Source organism: Mycobacterium sp. NPDC006124, assembly GCF_040614235.1.
In the GTDB taxonomy this organism is placed as follows: Bacteria; Actinomycetota; Actinomycetes; order Mycobacteriales; family Mycobacteriaceae; genus Mycobacterium.
The window spans coordinates 181,324-203,840 of sequence record NZ_JBEXUA010000001.1; the positions used below are offsets into that span (position 1 = coordinate 181,324).

Consider the following 22,517-nt stretch of genomic DNA (forward strand, 5'->3'; position numbering starts at 1 on the left):
CGGTGACATGGCCATTGGAGCGCAAGTGCGCTGGTGCCCATGTTCTGTAGCGATACCGACAAAACGGTACGCCAAGACTCCGCCGGGGTCGAGAGCCCTATCGCCGGGTGGCGCGCCGACGCGGGGAGTGTCGCGCGGCGGGCCACGCCCGTAGCGCCACCTCGGCTGCAGCACGCAAGGTTTCGGCGTCGGCGCCGTCTCGTGCGCGCGACGACAATCCGCGCAGCACGACGTCGACGTAGTCGGTCAGCGCGTCGACGTCGGCATCCGCGGGCAAGTCGCCGTCGTCGACGGCGTGCCGAAGGCGGATCCGGATGGCCTCCAACCCGTCGCGGCGGTGGTCCTCGAGGATCGGATCGGAGATGACGAAACAACCCGGCGGGTGCTCGACGCTGCAGTACTCGCGCACGGCGACCTCGAAGATCTTCGCCACGACGTCCCGGGCGGTGGGTTCCTCCACCGCCTGGGGAACGACGACGGCGGGCGTCGTGAGGTACAGCGCGAGTGCTTCGTCGTAGAGCGACTTCTTGTCGCCGAAGGCGTTGTACAGGCTTGGCGCGGAGATGCCCATTGCCTCGGTGAGGTCCTTGAGCGTCGTGCGCTGGTAGCCCTGTCGCCAGAACAGGTGCATCGCCTGGGTCAAGGCTTCGGCGCGATCGAACTCCCGAGGCCGTGCCATGGCCTCCATGCTAGGCCACCGACCTGTGCTCTCCCGGCGATCCAAACGTCGATCGTCTCAATGAGCTCCATCTATGTATTTCCCACCGTCCAATCGCCAACTTACGGTGAAGCGATGACCGACGTGGTGATCTGCCATCCGTTGCGCACTCCGGTGGGCCGCATGGGTGGGGTGCTGTCCTCCTTGACCGCGGCCGAGCTGGCCACCATGGTCCTTGGGGAACTCGTCTCCCGCGCCGGGCTCGGCGAGGGCGACGTGGACGACGTGATTCTCGGCAACGGCTACGCCAACGGGGAAGCGCCCGCCTTGGGCCGGATCGCCGCGCTCGACGCGGGTCTGGGCACTTCCGTGCCAGGTTTGCAGATCGACCGCCGGTGCGGATCGGGGTTGCAGGCCGTCCTGTACGCGGCGGGACAGGTCGCGACCGGCGCTGCCGGTGTCGTGGTGGCCGGCGGCGCGGAATCGATGTCCAACGTGGAGCACTACGCGCTCGGGTTGCGCACCGGGGTACGCCAGGGCGGCATCGCGTTACTCGATCGCCTGGACCGCGCCCGCGAGACGGCCGGTGGCGCTGACCATCCCGTGGCCGGCGGGATGATCGAGACCGCCGAGAACCTGCGCCGGCAGTACGGCATCACGAGGGCGGAGCAGGACGAGCTGTCGGTCCGTTCGCACCGACGGGCCGTGGCCGCTCACGCGGAGGGTCGCTTCGCCGACGAGCTGGTGCCGGTCACCGTCCCCGGCGCCCGGGGCCGGCCCGAGACCGTGGTCGACCGCGACGAGCATCCGCGCACCGACATCACCGTCGAGCGGTTGGCCGCGCTGCGTCCCATCCGCGCGAAGGTCGACGACCAGTCGACGGTGACCGCAGGGAACGCGTCCGGTCAGAACGACGGCGCCGCGATGTGCATCGTCACCACCCGCGCCGAGGCCGAGGCGCGCGGTCTGACCCCGATGCTGGCCCTGCGGTCGTGGGCGGTCACCGGCTGCTCGCCGGAGGTCATGGGCATCGGCCCGGTGGGAGCCACCGCCGCCGCCCTCGACCGAGCCGGGTTGACCCTCGACGACGTGGACCTGATCGAGCTGAACGAGGCGTTCGCCGCCCAGGTGCTTGCCGTCCTGTCGGAGTGGAAGGTCGACCCGCTCGACGACCGCGTCAACCCCAATGGTTCCGGAATCTCCCTCGGCCACCCCATCGGCGCGACCGGCGCACGCATCCTGGCGACCGCTGCCTTCGAGGCGCGACGCCGCGACGCCCGGTTCGTCCTGGAGACGATGTGCATCGGGGGCGGACAGGGCCTAGCCGCGATCTTCGAAACGGTGCGCTGAGCCGGCCGTCAACACGCGCGCGAGATCCGGATTGGCCGCGAGGTAGCCGGTGAGCAGATCGCGTGCGACGGTGACCGAGTCGACGAGCGGATGTAGGGCGAAGGCCTTGAGCGCCTCGGCCGTCGAGCCCGTCCGCGCCGCGGCGATGGCATGTCGCTCAACGGCTTTGACCTGCTGCATCAGTCCCAGCTGATGTAGATCCGGTTGCGCATCCAGGGTCAGGGGGTGCACGCCGTTGGCGTCGACCATGGCGGGCACCTCCACCACCGCGTCAGCGGGCAGACCGGCGATGGTGCCGCGGTTGCGCACGTTGAGGATCATGGTGCGCCGCTCGTCGCGGCTGATCGCCGTCATCACCCCCAGTGCCACACCGGCGTAGCCCAGGTGGGCGGGGTCGGTCTCGCGGTCCCGCTCCGTGGCGGGCGCGCCCTGCACCCCGCCCTTCGCCTCGGCCATGTAGCTGGCACCGCGCTCGTCGACCGCGCCGGTCCACAACTTCGCCGCGAGATCGGGTTCGGCGGCGGCCTCGGCGAAGAAATGCCCCTGCGTCTCGAGCAGGAAGTCACCTCTGGTCTGCGGGGACTCCAGGATGTGGCGCACCGCGTCGCGGTTGAAGTAGTAGTAGTACAGGTATTCGTTGGGAATCACCCCCAGCGTGCGAATCCAGTCGGCGCCGAACACCTGCGCCTCCTCCATGCGGGCCAGGCGACGGTCGTCGTCGAGCAGGCCGGGCAGGACGTCGACGCCGTCGACGAGGACCCGACGCATCCAGCCGAGGTGGTTGAGCCCCACGTAGTCCATCTGGATCCGGGTGTGGTCGTAACCGAGGACACCGGCCACCCGTCGTCCCAAACCCGAAGGCGTGTCGCATATTCCGAGTGCCCGGTCACCGAGCACGCCCTGCAACGCCTCGGTGATGATGCCGGCGGGGTTGGTGAAGTTCAGGAAGTAGGCGTCCGGCGCCACCCGGCGGACGGTCTCGGCGATGTCGAGCATGACCGGCAGGGTTCGCAGAGCGTAGGCGATTCCGCCCGGGCCCGTGGTCTCCTGGCCTAGCACGTTGAGGTCGAGCGCCACGTGTTCGTCGCAGCAGCGCTGCTCGACGCCGCCGACCCTGACCGCAGCGAAGACGAAGTCGGCGCCCTCGAGGGCGGATTCGAGGTGTGTGTGGGTACTCAGTGTGGGCACGTCGGCGAAGCCCTCGGCGAGTTGCCCCAGGATGGTGGTGATGGTTGCCAGGCGCGCGTCGTCGACGTCGTAGAGGGCGACCTCGGTGACCCGGGGCGACCCTTGGTCGCGGATCAGGGCCTGCCACACGTAGGGGGTGCGGAATCCGCCTCCGCCGAGGATGACGAGCTTCATGCGACGACGACCTTTCTGCCGGCTTCACGGCGCTTGGTGACTTCGGCTTCCGGGGTGCCGGAGGTGGTGATGAGCACGTCGACGTCGTCGAGGGAGCACAGCCGCAGGGCACCCGAGCCCGGAAACTTGACTTCGCTTGCCAGCAGCACTATTTGGTGCGATGCCGCAATCAGCGCGTGCTTGATCGGCGCTTCGACGGCCATGTTGTCCACCACCCGGCCGCTGCGCACTCCGGTACAGCTCAGGAACATCGTGTCGGCGCTGAGGTGGCCGACGACCTGCTCGGCCAGCGGCCCGACCAGCGACTGCTGATTGCGGCGCAACACGCCGCCGAGCAGCACCAGCTCGACGGCGTCGTCGTCGCGAACCTCGTCGAGCACCGCCAGATTCGACGTGATGATGGTGACGGGACGACCACGAAGTTCCCTGGCGACCAGCGGGGTGGTCGACCCGATGTCGAGTACGACGACGTCACCGTCGCCGACCAGCCGGGCCGCCTCGGCCGCCATCCTGCGCCGGAGATCGAAGTCGGGTCGTTCCTCGAAGACGAAGGGGTCCTCCACACCGCCGGAGTCGGTGGTGGTGGACCGGCTGCCGTGGGTGAGCATCGCGCCGCCGTAGGACCGCTCGAGCTGGCCGCCCTTGGCCAGCAGGTCCAGGTCGCGACGAATGGTGGACTCGCTGACGCCCAGGGCCCCGGCCAGTTGGACCACCGACTGTCCTCCGCCGCTGAGCGCAGCCAGGATCCGTTGGTGGCGCTGGGCGAGGAGCATGCCGGGGATGTTACCCACGGATGACGAAGTTTGAGTGACTATGACGATTGGTGACCGAAATCATCGAGAAGTCCTGCGAGAAGCCGATGTGCGGCGTTATGGTCACTCGACGAACGCACGATGTGCGCGCAGATCGTCAAACTACGTCAGCCAGTGGAGGTAGTCGGCAGTGACGGATCGCGGTATCGACGTCCTCGTCGCGGGCCGGGTCTTCAGCGACCTGGTCTTCACCGGGGTGAACGCACCCGCCCCCGGCGCGGAGGTGTTCGCCGACGGCTTCGCGATCTCGCCCGGTGGTGCGGCCAACCGTGCCGTCGCCTCTGCCCGGCTGGGCGCACACACCGCTCTGGTCACGGAGTTGGGTGACGACCCCATCGGCTGCATCGTGACGCGGACTCTGCGGGACGAACCGAATCTCGACCTGAGCTTCGCCGTGGAGCACACCGGCTATCAGATGCCCATCTCCGTCGCGATCACCGACGGCCACGAGCGCTCGTTCGTCACCTTCGAACATCCCGGGGAACTTCCGGCCTGGCCGGCGTCCACGCCGGTGCGAGTCGCCCACGTCGGCCTGGGCCGCGGTCCCGTTCCCGCCCACGCGGCCCGGTTGCGGGCCAACGGAACCACGATCGTCGGCGGGGTCGGTTGGGACCCCTCGGGGCAGTGGTCGGAGACGCTCCTCGATCATCTCGAGGGCGTCGACGCCTTCATCGTCAACGACCACGAGGCCGTCCAGTACACCCGCGCGGGCACGGTGGACGCCGCACTCGACGTGCTCGTCCGGGTGGTGGACACGGCGGTGGTGACCCTCGGCCCCCGTGGTGCGGTCGCCGGGCGGGGGTCTGCCCGGCTGCACGTGCCGGCGATCGTGGTGGACGCGGTCGACCCCACCGGCGCCGGTGACGCCTTCGCAGCCGCGTTCATGGCGGCCACCGCCTGGGACTGGGAGTTGCCCGAGAGGTTGCGCCTGGCCAGCGCCTGCGCCACGTGCTCGGTGCGCGGTGCGGGCGGAGCGCTCAGTGCGCCCCATCCCGCCGAGATCGCCGACCTGCTGGCCGAGCACCACGCCGACCCCGACTGGGCGACCGTCCGGCACTGGGCCGAACGGCATCGACACTCCTCCCTCGTCCCCACTACCCCAGGAGCCTGACACCATGATGCGAAACAGACTGTTCCGACTCGGCGGCCTCGTCGCCGCGGTCAGCGTCGCGCTGTCCCTGTCTGCCTGCGCCCCAGGGCCTTCCGGGGACAAGGCGGCGCCCTCACCCACCAACGAGGCGTCGAAGGACATCTCGTCGGCGGGCCCGGTGACGCTGACGGTGTGGGACCAGAACGTCGACGGCGGCATCTCCAAGGCGCAGGACGAGCTCAATCAGCAGTTCCACCAGAAGTATCCGAACGTCACCATCTCACGCAACGCGGAGTCGTTCAGCGATCTGAAGACCACGCTGAAGCTGGCGCTGTCGAGCAACAACCCGCCCGACGTCGTACAGGCCAACCAAGGCTACCCCGACATGGGCGCCTTCGTGGCCGCCGGAATGCTCCGCCCGATGAACGACTACGCCAAGCTCTACGGCTGGGACGGTTACTACCCCGAGGCGCTGCTCAAGCAGAACAGCTTCAGTGGCGACGGCAAGACCTGGCAGGGCGACACGTTGTTCGGCGTCTCCCAAACCGGTGAGGTGGTCGGCATCTACTACAACCGCCAACTCCTGTCCTCGCTGGGATTGCAGGCGCCAAAGACGTTGTCGGACCTCAACTCTGCGATGGCCGCCGCGAAGGCCAAGGGCATCCTGCCCATGGCATTCGGCAACCTCGACAAGAGCCCGGGCATCCACATGTTCGGCGTGGTGCAGGCGGCCTTGGCCGGCGCGACCGCCGTCGACCAGCTGGTCAGCGGCCAAGGCGGTGCCTGGACCGACGAGCCGTCGTTGAAGGCCGCGCAGCAGGTCTCCGACTGGAGCAAGCAGGGCTACCTCACCCCGGGCGCCAACGGGGTGTCCCGCGACGACGCCGTCGCCGCGTTCGGCAAGGGCGGCGCCCTCTTCACGCTGAGCGGCACGTGGCTGCAGCAGACCTTGCAGGACGACCTCGGACCGAACGTCGGCTTCACGACGCTCACCGCCGACGACGGAAAGGCCGCCACGACCGGCGGCCAAGGCCTGGCGTGGGCGATCACGTCGAAGTCGGCCCATCCCGACGTCGCGGCCGCCTACGTCGACTTCATCACCAACGCCAAGTCGGCACAGACGCTGGTCGACACCGGCAACCTGCCGACCGTGCTGCCGGCGGGTTACCAGCCGCCCCAGGGCAGCGTCGCGGCCGACATCGCGACCCAGTACCGCGACGTCCAGAAGGCGAACGGCGAAGTGCCGTACCTGGATTACTCGACGCCCACCTTCTACGACACGCTCACCGCGGCGATGCAGGAGCTCGTCGGCGGACAGTCCGATCCGCAGCAGTTCGTCGACGCCCTGCAGAAGGACTACGCCGGCTTCCTGGCGAGCAAGAAGTAGCGCGTGACGCGACCGGTCCGCCGCTCGCCCAAGGCGTATCTGTACGTCGCACCGGCGTTTCTGGTGTTCGCCGCCTTCCTCGGTGCCCCGGTGCTGCAGACCGTGCAGTACTCGTTCTACGACTGGGACGGCCTCGGCGCGTCCACCGTCGCGGGGTTGAAGAACTACGTCACCGTCTTCACCGACGAACGCCTGCGGGACTCCTTCGTGCATGCGGGCGTACTCATGCTGTTCTACGCGGCCGCACCGGTTCTCATCGCGCTCTTCTTGAGCGCACTGATCTCCCGGGCGCACGCGATGAAGTCGATGTCGTTCTTCCGCACTGTGCTCTTCCTGCCGCAGGTCATCGCCACCGTGGTGATCGCGACGATCTGGATCTCGATCTACTCGCAGGACGGTCTGCTGAACCAGACCCTGCGGCTGATCGGGCTCGGCTCGCTCAGCCGCGTGTGGCTGGGCGACCACACCTTCGCCCTGCTGGCGATCGGCCTGGTCGGCACGTGGCTCAACATCGGCCTGTGCCTGGTGCTCTTCCTGTCCGGCATCGGCAACATCGCTCCCGAACTCTTCGAGGCCGCCCGCCTCGACGGGGCCGGGCGAGCACGGGAATTCATCGCCATCACGCTGCCCTCGCTACGCGGTCAGATCGCCATCGCGCTGACGCTGACGGTGGTCTCCGCGCTCAAGACCTTCGACCTGGTCTTCATCACCACCCGCGGTGGCCCAGGCAACGCGACCTCGGTCCCGGCCTTCGAGGCCTACAACCGGGCCTTCAACACCGGTCAGGTCGGACTGGCCTCCGCGATCGCCGTCGTGCTGACGGTGGCCATCGTCGCGCTGACCGTGTCGATCAGCCGCATCGCCCCGCGGGAGGCCGAGTGAGGATCTCCCGCACCGAGAGCATCGTCAACCAGCTGATCCTCGCCGTCTTCGCCGCGTTCGCGCTGGTTCCGCTGCTGGGGGTGCTGCTGTCGTCGGTCACCCCGGCCAGCGAGAACTCCGGCGGCTTCGCGATCCCGGACGCAGTCGACCTGGGCAACTACGGTGTGGCGTGGAGTCGCGGCAACTTCAGCAGCTACCTCCTCTCGAGCGTGCTCGTCACCGCAGCGGTCGTTGCACTGAGTGTCGTGCTGGCGACCTTCGCCGGATATGCGTTCGCCCGCATGACCTTTCGCGGCTCGTCCGTGCTGTTCTACCTGCTGCTCGTCGGCCTGACGCTGCCGACCGAGGCGTTCATCATCCCGCTGTACTTCAACTTGCGGACCATCGGGCTGACCGACACCTACTGGGCGCTGATCCTGCCGCAGACCGCGCAGTCGCTGGCCTTCGCCGTGTTCTGGATGCGCAACCAGTTCCGGGGCTTCCCCGGCGAGATCATCGAGGCAGCGCGCCTCGACGGATGCAGCGACCTCCGACTCCTGTGGCGGGTCGTCGTGCCGCCGTCGTTGGCGCCGATGATGACGATGGCCGTCGTCATCACGATGTGGACCTGGAACGAGTTCCTGCTGCCGCTGGTCATGGTGGTCTCGGACTCCAAGCGCACCGCGCCTCTCGGTCTTGCGTTCTTCCAGGGCCAGCACCTGACCGACTACTCCCTGCTGGCGGCGGCCGGCGTGATGGTCGCCCTCCCCATCGCCGTGCTGTTCTTCGCGCTGCAGAAGCGGTTCATCAACGGCATGGTCGGCGGAATCTCGTCGCGCTGAATGCCCTCCACCACTGACTCACCAGGAGCAAAGGTCATGGCCACCATACGATTCGACAAGGTCCAGCACTGGTATCCGAACGCGCCCGCAGCCGCCGTGGACGCTCTGGATCTCGACGTCGCCGACGGTGAGTTCATGGTTCTGGTCGGGCCGTCGGGCTGTGGCAAGTCGACGACGTTGCGGCTGCTGGCCGGTCTCGAGGACCTTACGTCCGGATCGATCTACCTTGGTGACCGCGACATCTCCACGGTCGCGCCCAAGGACCGTGACATCGCGATGGTGTTCCAGAACTACGCCCTCTATCCCCACATGACCGTCGGCGGCAACATGGAGTTCTCGCTCAAGAACGCCGGAATGGCCAAGGACGAACGCAAGCGGAGGGTCGCAGAGGCGGCGAAGACGTTGGGCCTCACCGACTTCCTCGACCGCAAGCCCAAGGCCCTCTCGGGTGGGCAACGGCAGCGAGTGGCGATGGGTCGTGCGATCGTGCGCAATCCGCAGGTGTTCTGCATGGACGAGCCGTTGTCCAACCTCGACGCCAAGATGCGCGTGCAGACCCGCACCGATCTCGCGACGCTGCAGCGCGAATTGGGCGTCACCACTGTCTACGTGACCCACGACCAGACCGAGGCGATGACGATGGGCGATCGCGTCGGCGTCATGAAGGACGGCGTGCTGCAACAGGTCGGAGCTCCGATGGACCTCTACGACCGACCCGAGAACGTGTTCGTCGCCGGGTTCATCGGCTCGCCGGCGATGAAGTTCCTCGACGGCGAAGTGCGCGGTGCGTCCGTCACCGCGGCCGGGCACCAGATGTCGGTGGGTCGGTCGGGCGGGTACGACGGGCCGGTCGTCGTCGGCGTGCGGCCGGAGGGCTGGCGGCTGGCCGGTCCAGGCGATGGCATCGCGGTCACAGTGGGGGTCGTCGAGACCCTCGGCGCCGACGCCTACCTGTACGGCAAGGCGCCGGTCGAGGGCGGCGAGGCCGACGTGATTGCCCGCATCGGCAACCGCGAACGCATCGGCACGGGCAACACGGTGCACGTCACTGCCGATGCCGATGCGATCCATCTCTTCGACCGGACGACCGGAGTGCGCCTGACCTGACGTCGCGGTGACTACGCGTCGTCATCCGGCGGCTTGGCCGTTCGGGTGATGCGGTCGACGACGTCGAGCAGTCCTCGTTCGACTCCCGAGGTTGGGGGATGGCCACCGAGCGCCTGGTTCAGCGCGTTGTAGTAGAGACCGTCTCCGATCAGCTTGACGGCGCGGGCGACGTCGAGGTCGCCGAGCGCGTCGTACAGGATGGTCAGCCAGGCGTCGGAGGCCGACTCGATCGCGGCGCGTGCCCGACCGTCCCCGGACTGACGTAGCCGCGAGACGGCCACCAGGGCCCGGTCCAGTGGGGTGTCGGCATACTGCGACGAGCGGACGTAGTAACGCGCCGGGCCTTCGTCCGCGGTGCGCATCCGGTCTGCGTCCACCGAGGCGAGTTCGGCCAGACGGTCGCAAAGACCAACGGCCAATTGGTCTTTCGAGGGAAAGTGGTAGAGGAGTCCGCCCTTGGAGACCTCTGCCCGCGCGGCCACTGCTTCGAGCGTGGCTTGGCGTTCCCCCTCGGTGATGAGGAGGTCCGCATACGCATCCAGGATGCGGTCCCGTGAGGAGGTCACGAAATCAGTTTACGACCGACGCCCCGAAGTGTACCGTCTGGACGGTGTAGATCCGTGCTCGTGGCATGGGCATGGAAGTGGAGGAACGACGGCGATGGGCACCTACCGGAACCTGTTGCGGGTGCCCGGCGTGCTCAATGTGACGGCCTCGCAAATCTTCGCGCGTCTTCCGCTGGGCATCCTCTCCTTGGCGATCCTCATGCACGTGCACCGGCTGACGGGGTCCTACGCCTTGGCCGGCACCGTGGTCGCGGCGGTCGGCGCGGGCGAGGCCGTCGCCATGCCGCTGACCTCGCGCCTGGCCGGACGGTTGGGTGTCGCCCGCACCCTGGTGACGGCGGCCGTCGTCAACGCCGTCGGCACGCTGTGGTTGGCGCTGGCCGGCGGATCCGCGCTGCCGTTGATGGTGCTCGGGGTGATCGTCGGGGCGTCCATCCCGCCGCTGATGCCGGTCGTGCGGGCCCTGTATCCGCGGATGGTCCCCGAGGACGAGGTCCGAACGCTCTTCGCGCTCGACACCACGGCGCAGGAACTCATCTGGGTCATCGGTCCCGTCGCGGCCACCGTTCTCGCGTCGAGCATCTCGACACTGTTCCCGTTGATCCTCTGTGCGGCAGTCACCCTGGTGGGCACGACCTGGTTTCTCCTCGGCTCTCGCCGGCTGCACCCCGAGAAGGCAGTCAGTGAAAGCAGATTCGGCCGGGTCCTGCTGCATCGAGCGGTAATCCTGGCGATGGTGTCCAGTCTCGTCCTGGTGGGTTCCTTCACCGCCCTCGAAGTGGGCATCATCGCGGCATTGGGCAAGGACGGTTTCACCGCGGGCGCCGCGATCGCCTCGGCGAGTGTCGGTTCCCTGCTCGGCGGACTGGTGTTCGGGCACCGTCGCCTCGGGCTGTCCGGCGTCGTCGCGGCGCTGTCCGCCGTTGCCGTCGGTGTCGCTCTCTACGGCCTCGCCGACGGGTTGGCACTACAGTTCGCCGCGCTGTTCGTCTCGGGCGTCGGATTCGCCCCGGCGATGTCTGCCCTCTATCTGATGGTGTCGCGAGAAGTGGGTCAGCACATGGCCACCGAGGCATTCGGCTGGCTCAGCAGCGCGGCGATCGTGGGAGGGGCCATCGGCACCGCCGTCGCCGGCGTCGCCACCGATTCCTACGGACCGCGCGGCGCCGTCGTGGTGTCGGCGGCCATGACCGTGTTGGCGGCAATAAGTCCGTTGGTGGCCAGGGCGTTCGGTCCGCTGCCCGGCCTGGCGAGGGTGCCCGCGCCGAGCCAGCCGACACCCTGCGCCAGCTGAACGTAGCCCTACGCCGCGGGAAGATCTCTCGCATACAACGACTTTCCCGCGGCATCCCGCAGGTTGACCGTCAGCACCCGGGTGTCGGGGTCGATGCCGACCTCGCCGAAGTGCTGGAACCCCTCGGCGGGGGAGGCGTTCTTGGCCTCCGGGGCGTGGACGAACTCGTAGCGGGCACCGAAGGTGCCGTCGAGTGGGCTCACGGGGAAGGCGCCGGCGTTGAGCGGCCCGGACACGAACTCCCAGAAGGGCGTGAAGTCCGTGAAGCCCGCGCGTTCGGGGTGATAGGAGATCGCCGCGGTGTAGTGCACGTCGGCGGTCAAGAAGACGACGTTGCGTACGTCCTTGGTCTCGGTGAGGATTCGGCTGAAGGCGATCTCGCGGCCCAGCGGCCTGCCGTTCTCGCCCTGGGCGACGGCCTCCATCGACGGGGCGCCGCCGGCCGGGCTGGACGCCGCATCCGGTACGACGATGCTGATCGGCAGATCGTTGGCGACGACCTTCCACGTCGCCGTCGACGCGTTGAGACCGTCGATCAGCCACTGCGTCTGCTGACGACCAAGGATGCCGCCGTCGTCGGTCGGCGCCCACGCCTGCGGGTTGGGGTCCTTGTAGGAGCGCATGTCCAACACGAACACGTCCAGGAGCGGCCCGTAGGAGATCTTGCGGTGCAATCGCCCGTCGGTCGCCTCCGACGGCTCGACGGGCTGCCACTCGCGCCACGCCTGGTATGCGTAGCCGGCAAGCTCGTCGACGTTCGAGTCGGTGTAACCCGTGCGGTTCTGGCCGGCGAGTGATTCGCCGGGGAACCAATTGTTCAGAACCTCGTGGTCGTCCCACTGAATGAGTTGCGGCACGGAGGCATTGAATCGAAGGTAGTGCTCGTCGGTGAGGTTGTAGGCGTAGTTGCCACGGAAGTCGTCCAGGGTCTGGGCCACGTGGTCCTTTGCGGGAGCCGTGACGCTGCGGTACGTGCCGCCGTCGTTTTGACCCTGTGTCTCGGGCACGGGTCCGTCGGCGTAGATGGCGTCGCCGGAGTGCAGGAAGAAGTCCGGTTGGCGGTCGGCCATGGCGCCGAAGATCGCCATGCCGCCCTGCCGGTTGATCCCCCAGCCTTGACCGACGACGTCGCCGGACCATACGAACCTGACGTCCTTCGGTTGGGTCGCCACGGTGGTGAAGACGCCGACCGCCGGTTCCGACTTCGTGCCGCGGTCGTCTTGCAGCGTCACCCGATAGTGCACCGTCTGGCCTGGTTCGTGGCCGGTGACCCGCACCCGGCCGGTGCCGTCGGAGGCGGGCGTCACGCGAGGTCCGTCGATCCGCGCGGCGTTCGAAAACGATTCGGTCGCCGAGGTTTCCACGATCATCCGGGCAGGGGCGTCCGAACGCGCCCAAATCAGCGCGCCGTCGGTCCGGGGGTCACCGCTGGCAACGCCGTGGGTCAGGCGCGGGCGGTCGACGACCAGGCCGGGGCCTGTCGGAGCGCCGCAGGCCTGCAGGGCCGCCGTCGCGGGTACCAGCAGTGCTCCGGCCAACGAGCCGCGAAGGAGGGTTCGCCGGCCGATTCGTCGGTTCGTCGGAATGGCCACGAGCCCAGCATGCGGTGCGGCGGCGACGTGCCGGCCAATACCGGATGGTCGACAGGCAAGGGGCGGGTGTCGGGAGAGTTAACGGTCGACGTTGCGGGCCAGGTCGTCGAGCCGGTTGGTGAACCGCTCGAGTGCTGCCGCGAAGGACGCCGCCTCCGAGGCGGGCCACTCGGCCAAGACGTCGTCCATCGCCGAACTCAACTCCCGCCGCGTCGTCGCCAACGCGGTTCGACCGGCGGGCGTGAGCACCAGTCGCGTGGCGCGGGCATCCCCGGGGTCGACCGTTCGGGTGATCAGCCCGCCGGCCTCGAGCTTGCTGAGGTAGCGGGTGGTGGCCGAGCGGTCGACGCCGATCACCGTGGCGAGGTGGGTGGCCGTCGTCGGCCCAACCCGCCCGAGTCCGGACAGGACCGGATAGGTCGCCACGTCGAGGCCGTCGACGCCCTCGACGAGGCGCTCATAGAGGTGTTGACGGGTGCTACGCAGCAGCAGTCGGCCCAATTGGTCGGCAACCCGGTACCCGGGTGAGGCGGCGGTCACGCTCACAGATTACGTGACTTCTGCACGCAATGTTGTTAATCTCGATGCGTGTACAAAGCACGCATAGCTGAGGGAGAGATGATGGCCGACACCACCCCCGTACGCGCCGGCGACGTGCTCGCAGATGGCGTCGACGCAACCACGTTCGACGGGCTCGAGGTTCGCAAGGGCTCCGTGGCGGCCTTCGTCGCCAATGCCCGGAAGCTGGCTCGGCTCGAGCCCGGCCATGCGGACCGTGATGCACTCGAGGACGAATTGAGTTCTCTCGCACCAGCTCTGCGTGCAGTGGGCCTTCTCGAGGTCTTCACGCCACGTTCGGCCGCCATCGCCGCGATCCTGACGCCGGGTGAGGGCTGACTCCGTGATCGAGCCGTTGGTCGCCGCGCCCCCTTCATCATAGGGCGGGATGGGGGACTTGCGGCAAGGCCCCTGAGTTGGAGCACAATCTCGCGGCAACGTAGTCGAGAGTCGGGAGTCGTCGTGCCGCGTTCGCCAAAACCATTCGAAACCCATGAGTCTGGAGCATTCCTCCACGGCACCAAGGCCAATCTCTCGGTCGGTGACCTTCTCCTGCCCGGCCGAGAATCCAACTATGCGGAAGGGCGCGTGATGAACCACGTGTACGTGACCAAGACGTTGGACGCCGCGGTCTGGGGCGCGGAGATGGCCAAGGGTGACGGGCCGGGCCGGATCTTCGTCGTCGAACCCGACGGCGAGGTCGAAGACGATCCGAACGTGACCGACAAGAAGTTTCCGGGCAACCCGACCATGTCCTTCCGCACCCGCAAGCCCGTGCGGATCGTCGGCGAGTTGACTGACTGGGTGGGGCACTCCGCCGAGCAACTGCAGGCGATGCGCGACGGTCTGGCCGATTTGCGACGCCGGGGCCTCGACGTGATCTACGACTAGGCATCTCGCGCGTACCGACCGTCGCACCCTGGCTGCGGAACCCGGGCACGACGGCGAACCTCGCTCCAATCTCGGCACGCGGCCAAGCCGTCAGGCCGCATCCTCGTCATCGGGGGCGAGGAGTCGCTCGGGGTGGTGGAGGTAGTTGACTCGGGCTTGCCCGACGTCGAGTTGCGGGGGTGGGATCCACTGCACCACGCCGTCGACGAGTGCGACGGTCCAGCCGTTCTCGGCGAGGCGGTTGTCCCCGCCGCACGCGAAGGTGACCTCGTCGATGTCGGTCTGCCCGTTGTGGGCCCAGCCGGTCATGTGGTGGACCTGGGTGCCGTACCCGGGGACGGTGCAGCCGGGTTTGGTGCAGCCACGGTCCCGCGCGTGCAGGACGATCCGTTGGGCTGCCGAGGCCAACCGTTTGGTGCGGCCCAGGTACAGCGCTTCGGTGGTGTGTTTGTCGAACACCGCCAAATAGTGGTGGGCGTGGGATGCCATCCGGATCAGATCCGCCATGGGCAGCAGTGACCCACCGCCGGTGACGCCGGACCCGGCTCCGGCTTCGAGGTCTTGCAGGGTGGTACTGACGATGACCGTCACGGGTAACCCGTTGTGCTGACCCAACTCCCCCGAGGACAGAGCGGTCCGTCCCAAGGCAATCAGCGCGTCGTGGTTGCGTTGCCCGACGCTGCGGTCGTCACCGTCGATCTGTTCTTGGGACGGGGTGCCGGAGGTGCGGGGCTCGTGATCGGCCGGGTTGCACATCCCCGGCGCACCGAGTTTGGCCAAGATCGGTTCGATGGTGGCCCGCGCTTCGGGGTCCAGCAGGCCGGTCAGCGTCGACATCCCGTCGGCCTGCTGCGGTCCCAACCGTAGGAATCGCTTGCGGGCGCGTTCCTTGTCGTCGGGCTCGGGGCCGTCCTGGTCGATCGCGACCGCAAGCTTGTCGGCGGCCTTGCGCAGTTCCTCCGGACCGGTGCCGGATCCGACGGTCACCAACGTCTGCTCGGACAGGTCTCGGACCTCTGGGTCCACCCAGCCGGGCAGCTTGTCGAGGAAGGACCGGATCTCGGCGACGTGCTCTGGGCCCAACGTGCCGCGTGACTGCGCATCCGCAGTCGGTGCCAGCTTGGGGACCAACGGCTGCCCATTGAGCGCCGTCCGCGGCCCGAAGTCTTCCGCCTCGGCGAGTCGGCGTCGAACTTCGCGACCCTATATCCGCAACCGTTGGGTCAGCACGCTGCCCAACGACTTCGCGCCCAACTCCACCGGGGACGCTTCACGTTGCAGCCGGGCGATCACCCGATGACCCACCGACGGCAGTTGCCAAGTCACGGTCTCGATTTCACCGAGCAGTTCGACCAATTCCCGGTGGGTGAACTGGTCGCAATCCAAGGTGGTGAGATCGGCGACGGCGGCCACCAGCGAGGCAACCGCCGCGATGACCCGATCCGAACTCATACTCGAACACTAGTACGACCCACCGACAAGAACGTTCAACCTGAAACGTCTGTGACACAGGAGGTTTGACCCAGTCGGGCCGTCAGATCAGGACGGTTCCCAGCCGCCCCAGTCTTGACCGGTGAAGGCCTCGCCGACGGGAATCTCGAAGCGCTCCAGAAATACCTGCAGCGCCGGTTGCATCTCGCCGTGCAGTGCGGTCATCGCCTCGACGATCGCCGGTGTCATGGGGTCGTAGTCGGCTGGCTTCTGCGCGGGAATCACGCCCAGGTGCAGTGCCATCTCCAGCTGATAGAAGGTGAAGTGACCGTAGGGCTCAGCGCTACCAGTCGACGCCGAACTCCTCGGCAGCGTCGAGCAACCACTCCGCGAGGTAGCGGGCGAAGGACGACCGCACCAATACCCGGTAGTCGGTGCCCTCGTCGCCCGAGGCCATCAGCACCACCGCGGCCTGCCCAAGCATGGTCTGCACGGCAGCGCCAGCGGGGAATGCGGACGGGTGCAGGTCGATCGAGCAGCCCTTGGCGAGGACGTCACGTGCGCGGGCACCTCGAAGCCGAATGGTGGTGCGCTGAGCCGACACGTCGACCGCAGCACCGCCGTGCTCGACCACGGCCTCCCGCAACCGTGCCTCTAAGTGCTCCGGAACCGAGGCCGTCGAGGTCACCAGCCACTCGTCGGGGCCGAACCAGATCACCGTGGTGTCTCCGGCGGTGACCGTGGTCGACGCGGTCTGGGGCAGGGCGTCCACGCCGAGGACCCGGGCGGCCGCCGCCGCACCCGGACTCGATGGGTCGACCCACAGGTCGACCATGGCGACGAACGGCTCCTCTTGCACCGCAACCGAATCCGGTAGTCGTGCGAACCGGTCCGCGAAGACCCCGAGCGGGCTGTGTCGGATGAGGCCGTTAGCCATCGCGGCGGGCTCCTTCGGGATCGACGAGGACGGATCCGGTGACCTCCACCGGCACCAGGGTTCCGTTGACCGGGACGCTCAGAATGTCGCCGATGCGGGCATGGCCGCCCTTGACCAGGGCGAGGGCGAACGGCCGCCCCAGTTCGGCGCTGAGATAACTCGACGTGACGTGTCCGAGCATCGGCACCGGTGGCGGTGGCAGCTCGCCGTCCGCGCTGGCCTCGACGATCTGCGCGCCCTCGGGCAGCACCGTCTCGGCGTCGACCGGTAGCAACCCGACGAACTGCTTGCGCAGCGGGTTGAGGTTCTCACTGCGGGTGAACGACCGCTTGCCGATGAAGTCGACCTTCTTCTTCGACACCACCCAGTTCATGCCGAGGTCCTGCGGGGTGATCGTGCCGTCGGTGTCCTGCCCGATGATGGGATAGCCCTTCTCGGCCCGCAGGACGTGCATCGTCTCGGTGCCGTACGGCGTGATGCCGTGGCGTTCGCCGGCCTCGATCAGCCTCTCCCACAACGCCGTGGCGTACCAGCCCATCACGTTGACCTCGTAGGCGAGCTCGCCGGAGAAGCTGACCCGGCCAACCCGCACGTGCACCCCGTCCAGGGTGGTGTCGCGCCACGCCATGAAGGGGAACGCCTCGTTGCCGACGTCCAGGTCGGCGAATACGGCGCCGATCACGTCCCGGGACTTGGGACCCACGACGGGGAACGTGTGCCACTGCTCGGTGACCGAGGTCATCCGGACCCGCAGGTGCGGCCACTCGGTCTGTAGCCACTCCTCCATCCAATCCAGGATGTGGGCGGCGCCGCCGGTGGTGGTGAACACCTGAAAGCGATCCTCGGCCAGCCGCATGACGGTGCCGTCGTCGATGACCATTCCGTCGACGCCACACATCACGCCGTAGCGGATCATGCCGACCTTCAGAGTGCTCATCAGGTTGGTGTAGAGCATGTCGAGGAACTGGCCCGAGTCCGGACCCTGGACGTCGATCTTGCCGAGGGTGGACCCGTCGAGGATGCCGACTCCGCCTCGCGTGGCGGCACATTTGCGGAGGACGGCGGTGTGCATGTCCTCACCCGGCAGCGGGTAGTACCGCGGGCGCTTCCACTGCCCGACGTCCTCGAAGACCGCGCCCCGGTCGACGTGCCAGTCGTGCACCGCGGTGACCCGTTCCGGATCGAACAAGCGGCCACGGCTGCGGCCGGCGAGGGCGGCGAACGCGACCGGAGTGTAGGGCGGCCGGAAGGTGGTGACGCCCATGTCCTCCGGACGGCGACCCAGCAGATCGGCCGTGATGCCCGACGCGACGACACCGGAGGTCTTGCCCTGGTCGTGAGCGGTGCCGATGGTGGTGTAGCGCTTGATGTGCTCCATCGACACCATCCCCGCCCCGACCGCCCGGACGAGGTCGGCGACGGTGGCGTCACGCTGGACGTCGACGAACTGCCGGGTCGCGGCGGCGGGATCGGGGACGTACCACAGCACCAGGCTGGCGCCCGGCGTCCGGACGGCGTCGTCCTCGCCCGGCGGCGGACCCGACGCGAGTTCGAATCCCATTGCAGCGAGCGCCATTTCGGAGGACTCGCGGCCGCTGCGCAAACAGCCCGGCAGGTCGAAGACTCCGGTCGCCGCCCCCACGACGTCGACGCCGTCGAGCGGCGCGTCGGGGACGAAGGCACCGAGCGCGTCGTCGTAGCGCAGGGTACCGCGCACCTGGCTGTACAGGTGCACCGCCGGATTCCAGCCACCGCTGACCAACAGCACGTCGCAGGGCACCACGGCGTCGACGCCCGACACCACGGCGTGGGTGACGCGCGATTCGCCACGGGTACCGCTGACGACCGAGCCGAGGTGTACGGCGATGTCGCGAGACATACAGGCCTCGACCAGATCCGGGGACAGCTCGATCCTCGGATCGACGATCGCGGCGATCTGAATCCCCGAGTCCTGCAGGTCGAATGCCGCAATGTAGGCGCTGTCGTTGGTGGTGAACACCACGGCCTGCTTGCCGACCTTGACGCCGTAGCGGTGCAGGAATGTGCGGGCACCGCTGGCCAGCATGATGCCGGGGCGGTCGTTGTCGGTGAACACGATCGGACGCTCGTGGGCGCCCGTGGCGACCACGATGCGCCGGGCCCGGACGCGCCAGACACGCTGACGGCTGACCTGCACCGGGGCATCCACGCCGAGGTGGTCCGTGCGACGTTGCAGCGCCAGGATGAAGCCGTCGTCGTAGTGTCCGAATGCAGTGGTGCGCTGTAGATGCACCACGTCGCGGTAGGTGGCCAACTCCGCGACCGCGTCCCCCACCCACTCCATCGCGGACCGGCCGGCGATCGTGTCGGTGCTGCCCAGCAGGGCGCCCCCGGCCTCGCTCTGCTCGTCGAGCAGTACCACCCGGGCGCCCGACCGGGCCGCGGTCAGCGCGGCGGACAGGCCCGCCGGCCCGGCCCCGACGACCAGGACGTCGGCGTGCACGTGGGTTGCGTCGTACGTCGCGGTGTCGGCGATCTCGGCCAGGCGGCCCTGCCCCGGAATGCCCCGAGCGGCAAGCCCGTCGAACAGTTCGACGGTCGTGGCGAGCAGCATCGGTTCGGGGAACGGATACTCGATCTGGACCAGGCCACCGGTGTCCTCCGCCCACGCGGCGGTGAAGCCCCTGGGCCGACCCAGCTTGATGCTGGTGGTCACCTGGTGAACACCGTTGGCCAACAACGCCGATGCGAGCGTGTCGCCGGGGTGTCCGGTCAGCTCGCGGTCGTCGAAGACGAAGGTGTGGGTGGAGGAGCGGTCGACGCGACCGCCCTCGGGCGTGCGGAAGGGCGCGGTCATGGGGTGGGCCTCTGCTCGTCAGGTCGGTACACGCTCTGGAACCGGTAGGTCGCGGTGTCGCGGACCGCGTTGAACCAGCGACGGCAGCCGGCGCTGTGGCTCCAGCGCTCCGCGAAGAGGCCCTTCGGATTGGTTCTGAAGAACACGTAGCGGGCCCACTCGTCGTCGGTCAGCGCCTGCGGATCCTCCGGGTAGGGGACGTGCGCCTGCCCGCCGTAGTGGAACTCGGTCTCCTCGCGCGTTCCGCACCAAGGACATTCGATGAGTTGCATGGTTGCTCCTGTCTGAATGGCTCGGTGGGCCTAGTGCGCGACGCCGGCGGCGCCATGCTCGTCGACGAGCGCACCGGTGACGAATCGATCCAGACTGAACGGGGCGACGTATTCGTGGGGTTCATCGTTGGCGATGGTGTCGGCGAGGCACCAGCCAATGCCCGGGGTGGCCTTGAACCCGCCGGTTCCCCAGCCCGCGTTCAGATACAGGTTCTCGTACGGGGTTCGGCCGACGATCGGGGACGCGTCCGGGCACACGTCGACGATGCCCGCCCAGGTGCGAAGCAGATGCGCGCGGGCGAACACGGGGAACAGTTCGACCGCCGCGGCCATCTGTCGCTCGATGACGTGGAACGCACCGCGTTGGCCGTACCCGTTGTAGGAGTCGACGCCGGCGCCCATCACGAGTTCGCCCTTGTGCGCCTGAGAGACGTACACGTGGACCGCATTCGACATGACGATCGTCGGATGCACGGGTTCGAGTAGTTCGGACACCAGAGCCTGCAGGGGGTGGCTCTGCAGCGGGGTGCGGATGCCGAGCATGTCGGTCAGCGTCGACGTGTGCCCGGCTGCGCAGAGCGCGACCCGACCCGCGCCGATGTCGCCCTGGGTGGTGCGCACGCCGGTGACCCGGTCGCCCTCTGTCGTGAAACCGATGACCTCGCAGTTCTGGATGATGTCCACCCCGGCCTGATCCGCGCGACGCGCGAAACCCCAGGCGACGTAGTCGTGCTTGGCGATGCCGGCCCGTGGCTGGTAGGTCGCACCCATGATGGGATAGCGAATATCGCTCGACACGTTGACGATTGGGCAGAGCTTCTTGACCTCGTCGGGATCGACCCAGTGGGCGTCGACGCCGTTGAGCTTGTTGGCCTCGACCCGGCGCACGCTGTCGCGGACGTCCTGCAGGCTGTGGGCGAGGTTGAGCACGCCGCACTGCTTGAACAGGATGGGGTAGTCCAAGTCGTCCTCGAGACCCTCCCACAGCTTGAGCGCGTGCTCGTAGATCCGGGTGCTCTCGTCCCAGAGGTAGTTCGACCGGATGAGCGTGGTGTTGCGGGCCATGTTGCCGCCGGCCAGCCAGCCACGTTCGAGCACGGCGACGTTGGTGATGCCGTGGTTCTGGACCAGGTAGTGCGCGGTGGCCAGGCCGTGGCCTCCGCCGCCGACGATGACGACGTCGTAGGTCTTCTTCGGCGTCGGTGTGCGCCAAAGGAATTCGGGATGGTCCGGCAGGTGCGCGCCAGGCGGCACGGTCGCGGTCGTCACAGCTGGGCTCCTACGAGGCCTGGGTAGAGGGGAAAGCGCGCGGCCAGATCGTCCACCCGGCTGCGCAGCACCGCCAGTGCGGCGTCGTCGGTGTCGGGCCGCAGTGCGTGGCTGATGACGTCGGCGACCTCGGCGAACGCGTCGAGGTCGAACCCGCGCGTCGCGAGGGCCGAAGTGCCGATGCGCACGCCGGAGCTGACCATCGGCGGTCGTGGGTCGAACGGGACGGCGTTGCGGTTGACGGTGATGCCGACCCGATGCAGTCGGTCCTCGGCCTGCTGACCGTCGAGTTCGGAGTCACGCAGGTCGACCAGGACCAGGTGCACGTCGGTGCCGCCGGAGACGACGCTGAGGCCGGCCGCTCGCGAATCCGGTTGTAGCAGGCGGTCGGCCAGGATCCGTGCTCCGTCGAGGGTGAGCTGCTGGCGCGCCACGAACTCTGGTCGTGCGGCGACCTTGAAGGAGACCGCCTTGGCGGCGATGACGTGCTCGAGCGGTCCGCCCTGCTGACCGGGGAACACCGAGGAGTTGAACTTCTTGGCCAAGGCCTCGTCGTTGGTCAGGATGATGCCGCCGCGCGGGCCACCCAGGGTCTTGTGCGTCGTGGAGGTGACGACGTGCGCGTGCGGCATGGGAGAGGGGTGCAGCCCGGCGGCCACCAAGCCGGCGAAGTGCGCCATGTCGACCATGAGGTAGGCCCCGACGTCGTCGGCGATGCGGCGGAATTCGGCGAAGTCGAGGTGCCTCGGGTAGGCCGACCAGCCGGCCATGATCAGCTTGGGTCGTCGTTCGTGGGCCACGCGCTCGACCTCGGCCATGTCGACGAGGTGATCGGTCTCGGTGACGTGATAAGCCGCCACGTCGTACAGCTTGCCGGAGAAGTTGAGCTTCATGCCGTGGGTCAGGTGACCTCCGTGCGGCAGCGCCAGGCCCAGGATTGTGTCACCCGGGGTGAGCAGGGCGGCCATCGCCGCGGCATTGGCCTGGGCGCCCGAATGTGGTTGCACGTTGGCGTACTTCGCGCCGAAGAGCTCCGTGACGCGGTCGATGGCGAGCTGCTCGATCACGTCGACGTGCTCGCACCCGCCGTAGTAGCGGCGCCCCGGGTAGCCCTCGGCGTACTTGTTGGTGAGTACCGACCCCTGGGCCTGCATCACCGCGAGCGGCGCGAAGTTCTCACTCGCGATCATCTCCAAAGTGGTTTCCTGACGCGACAATTCGGCCGTGATCGCGGCGTGTACAGCGGGGTCCAGCTCGGCCAGTGACGTGCCGAGGAGCGGGTTCGCGGGCCGGGTGGTGATCGGTGATGCGGTGTCGAGGGTCATGGACGCCTTCCTGGAGTCTCACTGCGCACACGACTGGTATATCAGTCATCGGCTAGGCTACGATCAAACGGCGTTCA

Annotated in this window: 22 protein-coding genes and 1 pseudogene; 9 read left to right on the plus strand and 14 right to left on the minus strand. The window is 68.1% G+C overall.

Translation table 11 applies throughout. The features are described 5' to 3' along the window. Nucleotides 1-97: 97 nt before the first annotated feature. The gene (locus ABZ195_RS00880) at nt 98-679 is read right to left on the minus strand and encodes a TetR/AcrR family transcriptional regulator (RefSeq protein WP_355213995.1); all 582 of its coding nucleotides are present in this window, start codon (nt 677-679) and stop codon (nt 98-100) included. Nucleotides 680-793: 114 nt separating this feature from the next. Between ABZ195_RS00880 and ABZ195_RS00885 the strand changes: the two genes are divergently transcribed. Further along, nucleotides 794-2,008: an acetyl-CoA C-acetyltransferase gene (locus tag ABZ195_RS00885; protein WP_355213997.1), complete on the plus strand. Its 1,215-nt coding sequence runs from the start codon at nt 794-796 to the stop codon at nt 2,006-2,008. Here the strand turns inward: ABZ195_RS00885 and ABZ195_RS00890 are convergent. Next, nucleotides 1,979-3,370 (minus strand): 6-phospho-beta-glucosidase, encoded by a 1,392-nt coding sequence (locus ABZ195_RS00890; RefSeq protein WP_355213999.1) that lies wholly within the window; start codon nt 3,368-3,370, stop codon nt 1,979-1,981. The genes ABZ195_RS00885 and ABZ195_RS00890 overlap by 30 nt on opposite strands. After that, entirely contained in the window at nt 3,367-4,143 is a 777-nt protein-coding gene (locus ABZ195_RS00895) for a DeoR/GlpR family DNA-binding transcription regulator (protein WP_355214001.1), read from the minus strand. The genes ABZ195_RS00890 and ABZ195_RS00895 overlap by 4 nt, the downstream gene beginning before the upstream one ends. Before the next feature lie 169 nt (nt 4,144-4,312). On the opposite strand from ABZ195_RS00895, the gene ABZ195_RS00900 reads away from it, so the two are divergent. The 5 genes from ABZ195_RS00900 to ugpC are packed head-to-tail and all read left to right on the plus strand — an operon-like array spanning nt 4,313 to nt 9,469. After that, nucleotides 4,313-5,293, plus strand: coding sequence for a PfkB family carbohydrate kinase (locus tag ABZ195_RS00900; RefSeq protein ID WP_355214003.1), 981 nt, complete (start codon nt 4,313-4,315; stop codon nt 5,291-5,293). 4 nt (nt 5,294-5,297) lie between these two features. Further along, nucleotides 5,298-6,659 (plus strand): extracellular solute-binding protein, encoded by a 1,362-nt coding sequence (locus tag ABZ195_RS00905; protein WP_355214005.1) that lies wholly within the window; start codon nt 5,298-5,300, stop codon nt 6,657-6,659. A gap of 3 nt (nt 6,660-6,662) precedes the next feature. After that, nucleotides 6,663-7,541 (plus strand): sugar ABC transporter permease, encoded by an 879-nt coding sequence (locus ABZ195_RS00910; RefSeq protein WP_355214007.1) that lies wholly within the window; start codon nt 6,663-6,665, stop codon nt 7,539-7,541. Beyond that, on the plus strand, nt 7,538-8,362 hold the full coding sequence (locus ABZ195_RS00915; RefSeq protein WP_355214009.1) for a carbohydrate ABC transporter permease: 825 nt from the start codon (nt 7,538-7,540) through the stop codon (nt 8,360-8,362). Before ABZ195_RS00910 ends, ABZ195_RS00915 begins: the two co-directional genes overlap by 4 nt. A gap of 36 nt (nt 8,363-8,398) precedes the next feature. Then, nucleotides 8,399-9,469, plus strand: a complete 1,071-nt coding sequence (gene ugpC, locus ABZ195_RS00920) for a sn-glycerol-3-phosphate ABC transporter ATP-binding protein UgpC (protein WP_355214011.1) — start codon at nt 8,399-8,401, stop codon at nt 9,467-9,469. A gap of 11 nt (nt 9,470-9,480) precedes the next feature. Here ugpC and ABZ195_RS00925 read toward each other — a convergent pair whose 3' ends face one another. Then, nucleotides 9,481-10,035 (minus strand): helix-turn-helix domain-containing protein, encoded by a 555-nt coding sequence (locus ABZ195_RS00925; RefSeq protein WP_355214013.1) that lies wholly within the window; start codon nt 10,033-10,035, stop codon nt 9,481-9,483. 94 nt (nt 10,036-10,129) lie between these two features. On the opposite strand from ABZ195_RS00925, the gene ABZ195_RS00930 reads away from it, so the two are divergent. Further along, complete coding sequence (locus tag ABZ195_RS00930; RefSeq protein ID WP_355214015.1) at nt 10,130-11,329, plus strand: MFS transporter; 1,200 nt, start codon at nt 10,130-10,132, stop codon at nt 11,327-11,329. 8 nt (nt 11,330-11,337) lie between these two features. Here ABZ195_RS00930 and ABZ195_RS00935 read toward each other — a convergent pair whose 3' ends face one another. Then, the gene (locus tag ABZ195_RS00935) at nt 11,338-12,921 is read right to left on the minus strand and encodes an alkaline phosphatase D family protein (protein WP_355214017.1); all 1,584 of its coding nucleotides are present in this window, start codon (nt 12,919-12,921) and stop codon (nt 11,338-11,340) included. Nucleotides 12,922-12,999: 78 nt separating this feature from the next. Next, complete coding sequence (locus tag ABZ195_RS00940) at nt 13,000-13,461, minus strand: MarR family winged helix-turn-helix transcriptional regulator (RefSeq protein WP_355214018.1); 462 nt, start codon at nt 13,459-13,461, stop codon at nt 13,000-13,002. 81 nt (nt 13,462-13,542) lie between these two features. Between ABZ195_RS00940 and ABZ195_RS00945 the strand changes: the two genes are divergently transcribed. Further along, nucleotides 13,543-13,818 carry a hypothetical protein gene (locus ABZ195_RS00945; RefSeq protein WP_355214020.1) on the plus strand — a complete coding sequence of 92 codons (276 nt, stop codon included), beginning with the start codon at nt 13,543-13,545 and terminating at the stop codon, nt 13,816-13,818. 123 nt (nt 13,819-13,941) lie between these two features. Next, complete coding sequence (gene arr / locus ABZ195_RS00950; RefSeq protein ID WP_355214022.1) at nt 13,942-14,370, plus strand: NAD(+)--rifampin ADP-ribosyltransferase; 429 nt, start codon at nt 13,942-13,944, stop codon at nt 14,368-14,370. Nucleotides 14,371-14,460: 90 nt separating this feature from the next. Here the strand turns inward: arr and ABZ195_RS00955 are convergent. From ABZ195_RS00955 to glyA, 8 genes and pseudogenes are all read right to left on the minus strand, one after another. Continuing rightward, nucleotides 14,461-15,504: pseudogene (locus ABZ195_RS00955) on the minus strand (HNH endonuclease signature motif containing protein); the annotation flags it as partial. Nucleotides 15,505-15,573: 69 nt separating this feature from the next. After that, nucleotides 15,574-15,822: a hypothetical protein gene (locus ABZ195_RS00960; RefSeq protein WP_355214023.1), complete on the minus strand. Its 249-nt coding sequence runs from the start codon at nt 15,820-15,822 to the stop codon at nt 15,574-15,576. 87 nt (nt 15,823-15,909) lie between these two features. After that, on the minus strand, nt 15,910-16,104 hold the full coding sequence (locus tag ABZ195_RS00965; protein WP_355214025.1) for a hypothetical protein: 195 nt from the start codon (nt 16,102-16,104) through the stop codon (nt 15,910-15,912). A gap of 40 nt (nt 16,105-16,144) precedes the next feature. Further along, complete coding sequence (locus tag ABZ195_RS00970) at nt 16,145-16,738, minus strand: sarcosine oxidase subunit gamma family protein (protein WP_355214027.1); 594 nt, start codon at nt 16,736-16,738, stop codon at nt 16,145-16,147. Next, a complete protein-coding gene (locus ABZ195_RS00975) occupies nt 16,731-19,574 on the minus strand; it encodes an FAD-dependent oxidoreductase (protein WP_355214029.1) in 2,844 nt (947 codons plus the stop codon). Before ABZ195_RS00975 ends, ABZ195_RS00970 begins: the two co-directional genes overlap by 8 nt. Then, nucleotides 19,571-19,846: a sarcosine oxidase subunit delta gene (locus tag ABZ195_RS00980; RefSeq protein WP_355214031.1), complete on the minus strand. Its 276-nt coding sequence runs from the start codon at nt 19,844-19,846 to the stop codon at nt 19,571-19,573. The genes ABZ195_RS00975 and ABZ195_RS00980 overlap by 4 nt, the downstream gene beginning before the upstream one ends. A gap of 30 nt (nt 19,847-19,876) precedes the next feature. Next, nucleotides 19,877-21,115, minus strand: a complete 1,239-nt coding sequence (locus ABZ195_RS00985) for a sarcosine oxidase subunit beta family protein (RefSeq protein ID WP_355214033.1) — start codon at nt 21,113-21,115, stop codon at nt 19,877-19,879. Then, the gene (glyA, locus tag ABZ195_RS00990) at nt 21,112-22,440 is read right to left on the minus strand and encodes a serine hydroxymethyltransferase (protein ID WP_355214035.1); all 1,329 of its coding nucleotides are present in this window, start codon (nt 22,438-22,440) and stop codon (nt 21,112-21,114) included. Before glyA ends, ABZ195_RS00985 begins: the two co-directional genes overlap by 4 nt. Between the last annotated feature and the right edge of the window lie 77 nt (nt 22,441-22,517).

What these genes read in the sequence shown, in the direction of transcription:
- ABZ195_RS00880 (WP_355213995.1), bottom strand. Translation starts at nt 679, where the DNA reads ATGGCACGGCCTCGGGAGTTCGATCGCGCCGAAGCCTTGACCCAGGCG.
- ABZ195_RS00885 (WP_355213997.1), top strand. Translation starts at nt 794, where the DNA reads ATGACCGACGTGGTGATCTGCCATCCGTTGCGCACTCCGGTGGGCCGC.
- ABZ195_RS00890 (WP_355213999.1), bottom strand. Translation starts at nt 3,370, where the DNA reads ATGAAGCTCGTCATCCTCGGCGGAGGCGGATTCCGCACCCCCTACGTG.
- ABZ195_RS00895 (WP_355214001.1), bottom strand. Translation starts at nt 4,143, where the DNA reads ATGCTCCTCGCCCAGCGCCACCAACGGATCCTGGCTGCGCTCAGCGGC.
- ABZ195_RS00905 (WP_355214005.1), top strand. Translation starts at nt 5,298, where the DNA reads ATGATGCGAAACAGACTGTTCCGACTCGGCGGCCTCGTCGCCGCGGTC.
- ugpC (WP_355214011.1), top strand. Translation starts at nt 8,399, where the DNA reads ATGGCCACCATACGATTCGACAAGGTCCAGCACTGGTATCCGAACGCG.
- ABZ195_RS00930 (WP_355214015.1), top strand. Translation starts at nt 10,130, where the DNA reads ATGGGCACCTACCGGAACCTGTTGCGGGTGCCCGGCGTGCTCAATGTG.
- ABZ195_RS00945 (WP_355214020.1), top strand. Translation starts at nt 13,543, where the DNA reads ATGGCCGACACCACCCCCGTACGCGCCGGCGACGTGCTCGCAGATGGC.
- ABZ195_RS00960 (WP_355214023.1), bottom strand. Translation starts at nt 15,822, where the DNA reads ATGAGTTCGGATCGGGTCATCGCGGCGGTTGCCTCGCTGGTGGCCGCC.
- ABZ195_RS00965 (WP_355214025.1), bottom strand. Translation starts at nt 16,104, where the DNA reads ATGGCACTGCACCTGGGCGTGATTCCCGCGCAGAAGCCAGCCGACTAC.
- ABZ195_RS00970 (WP_355214027.1), bottom strand. Translation starts at nt 16,738, where the DNA reads ATGGCTAACGGCCTCATCCGACACAGCCCGCTCGGGGTCTTCGCGGAC.
- ABZ195_RS00975 (WP_355214029.1), bottom strand. Translation starts at nt 19,574, where the DNA reads ATGACCGCGCCCTTCCGCACGCCCGAGGGCGGTCGCGTCGACCGCTCC.
- ABZ195_RS00980 (WP_355214031.1), bottom strand. Translation starts at nt 19,846, where the DNA reads ATGCAACTCATCGAATGTCCTTGGTGCGGAACGCGCGAGGAGACCGAG.
- glyA (WP_355214035.1), bottom strand. Translation starts at nt 22,440, where the DNA reads ATGACCCTCGACACCGCATCACCGATCACCACCCGGCCCGCGAACCCG.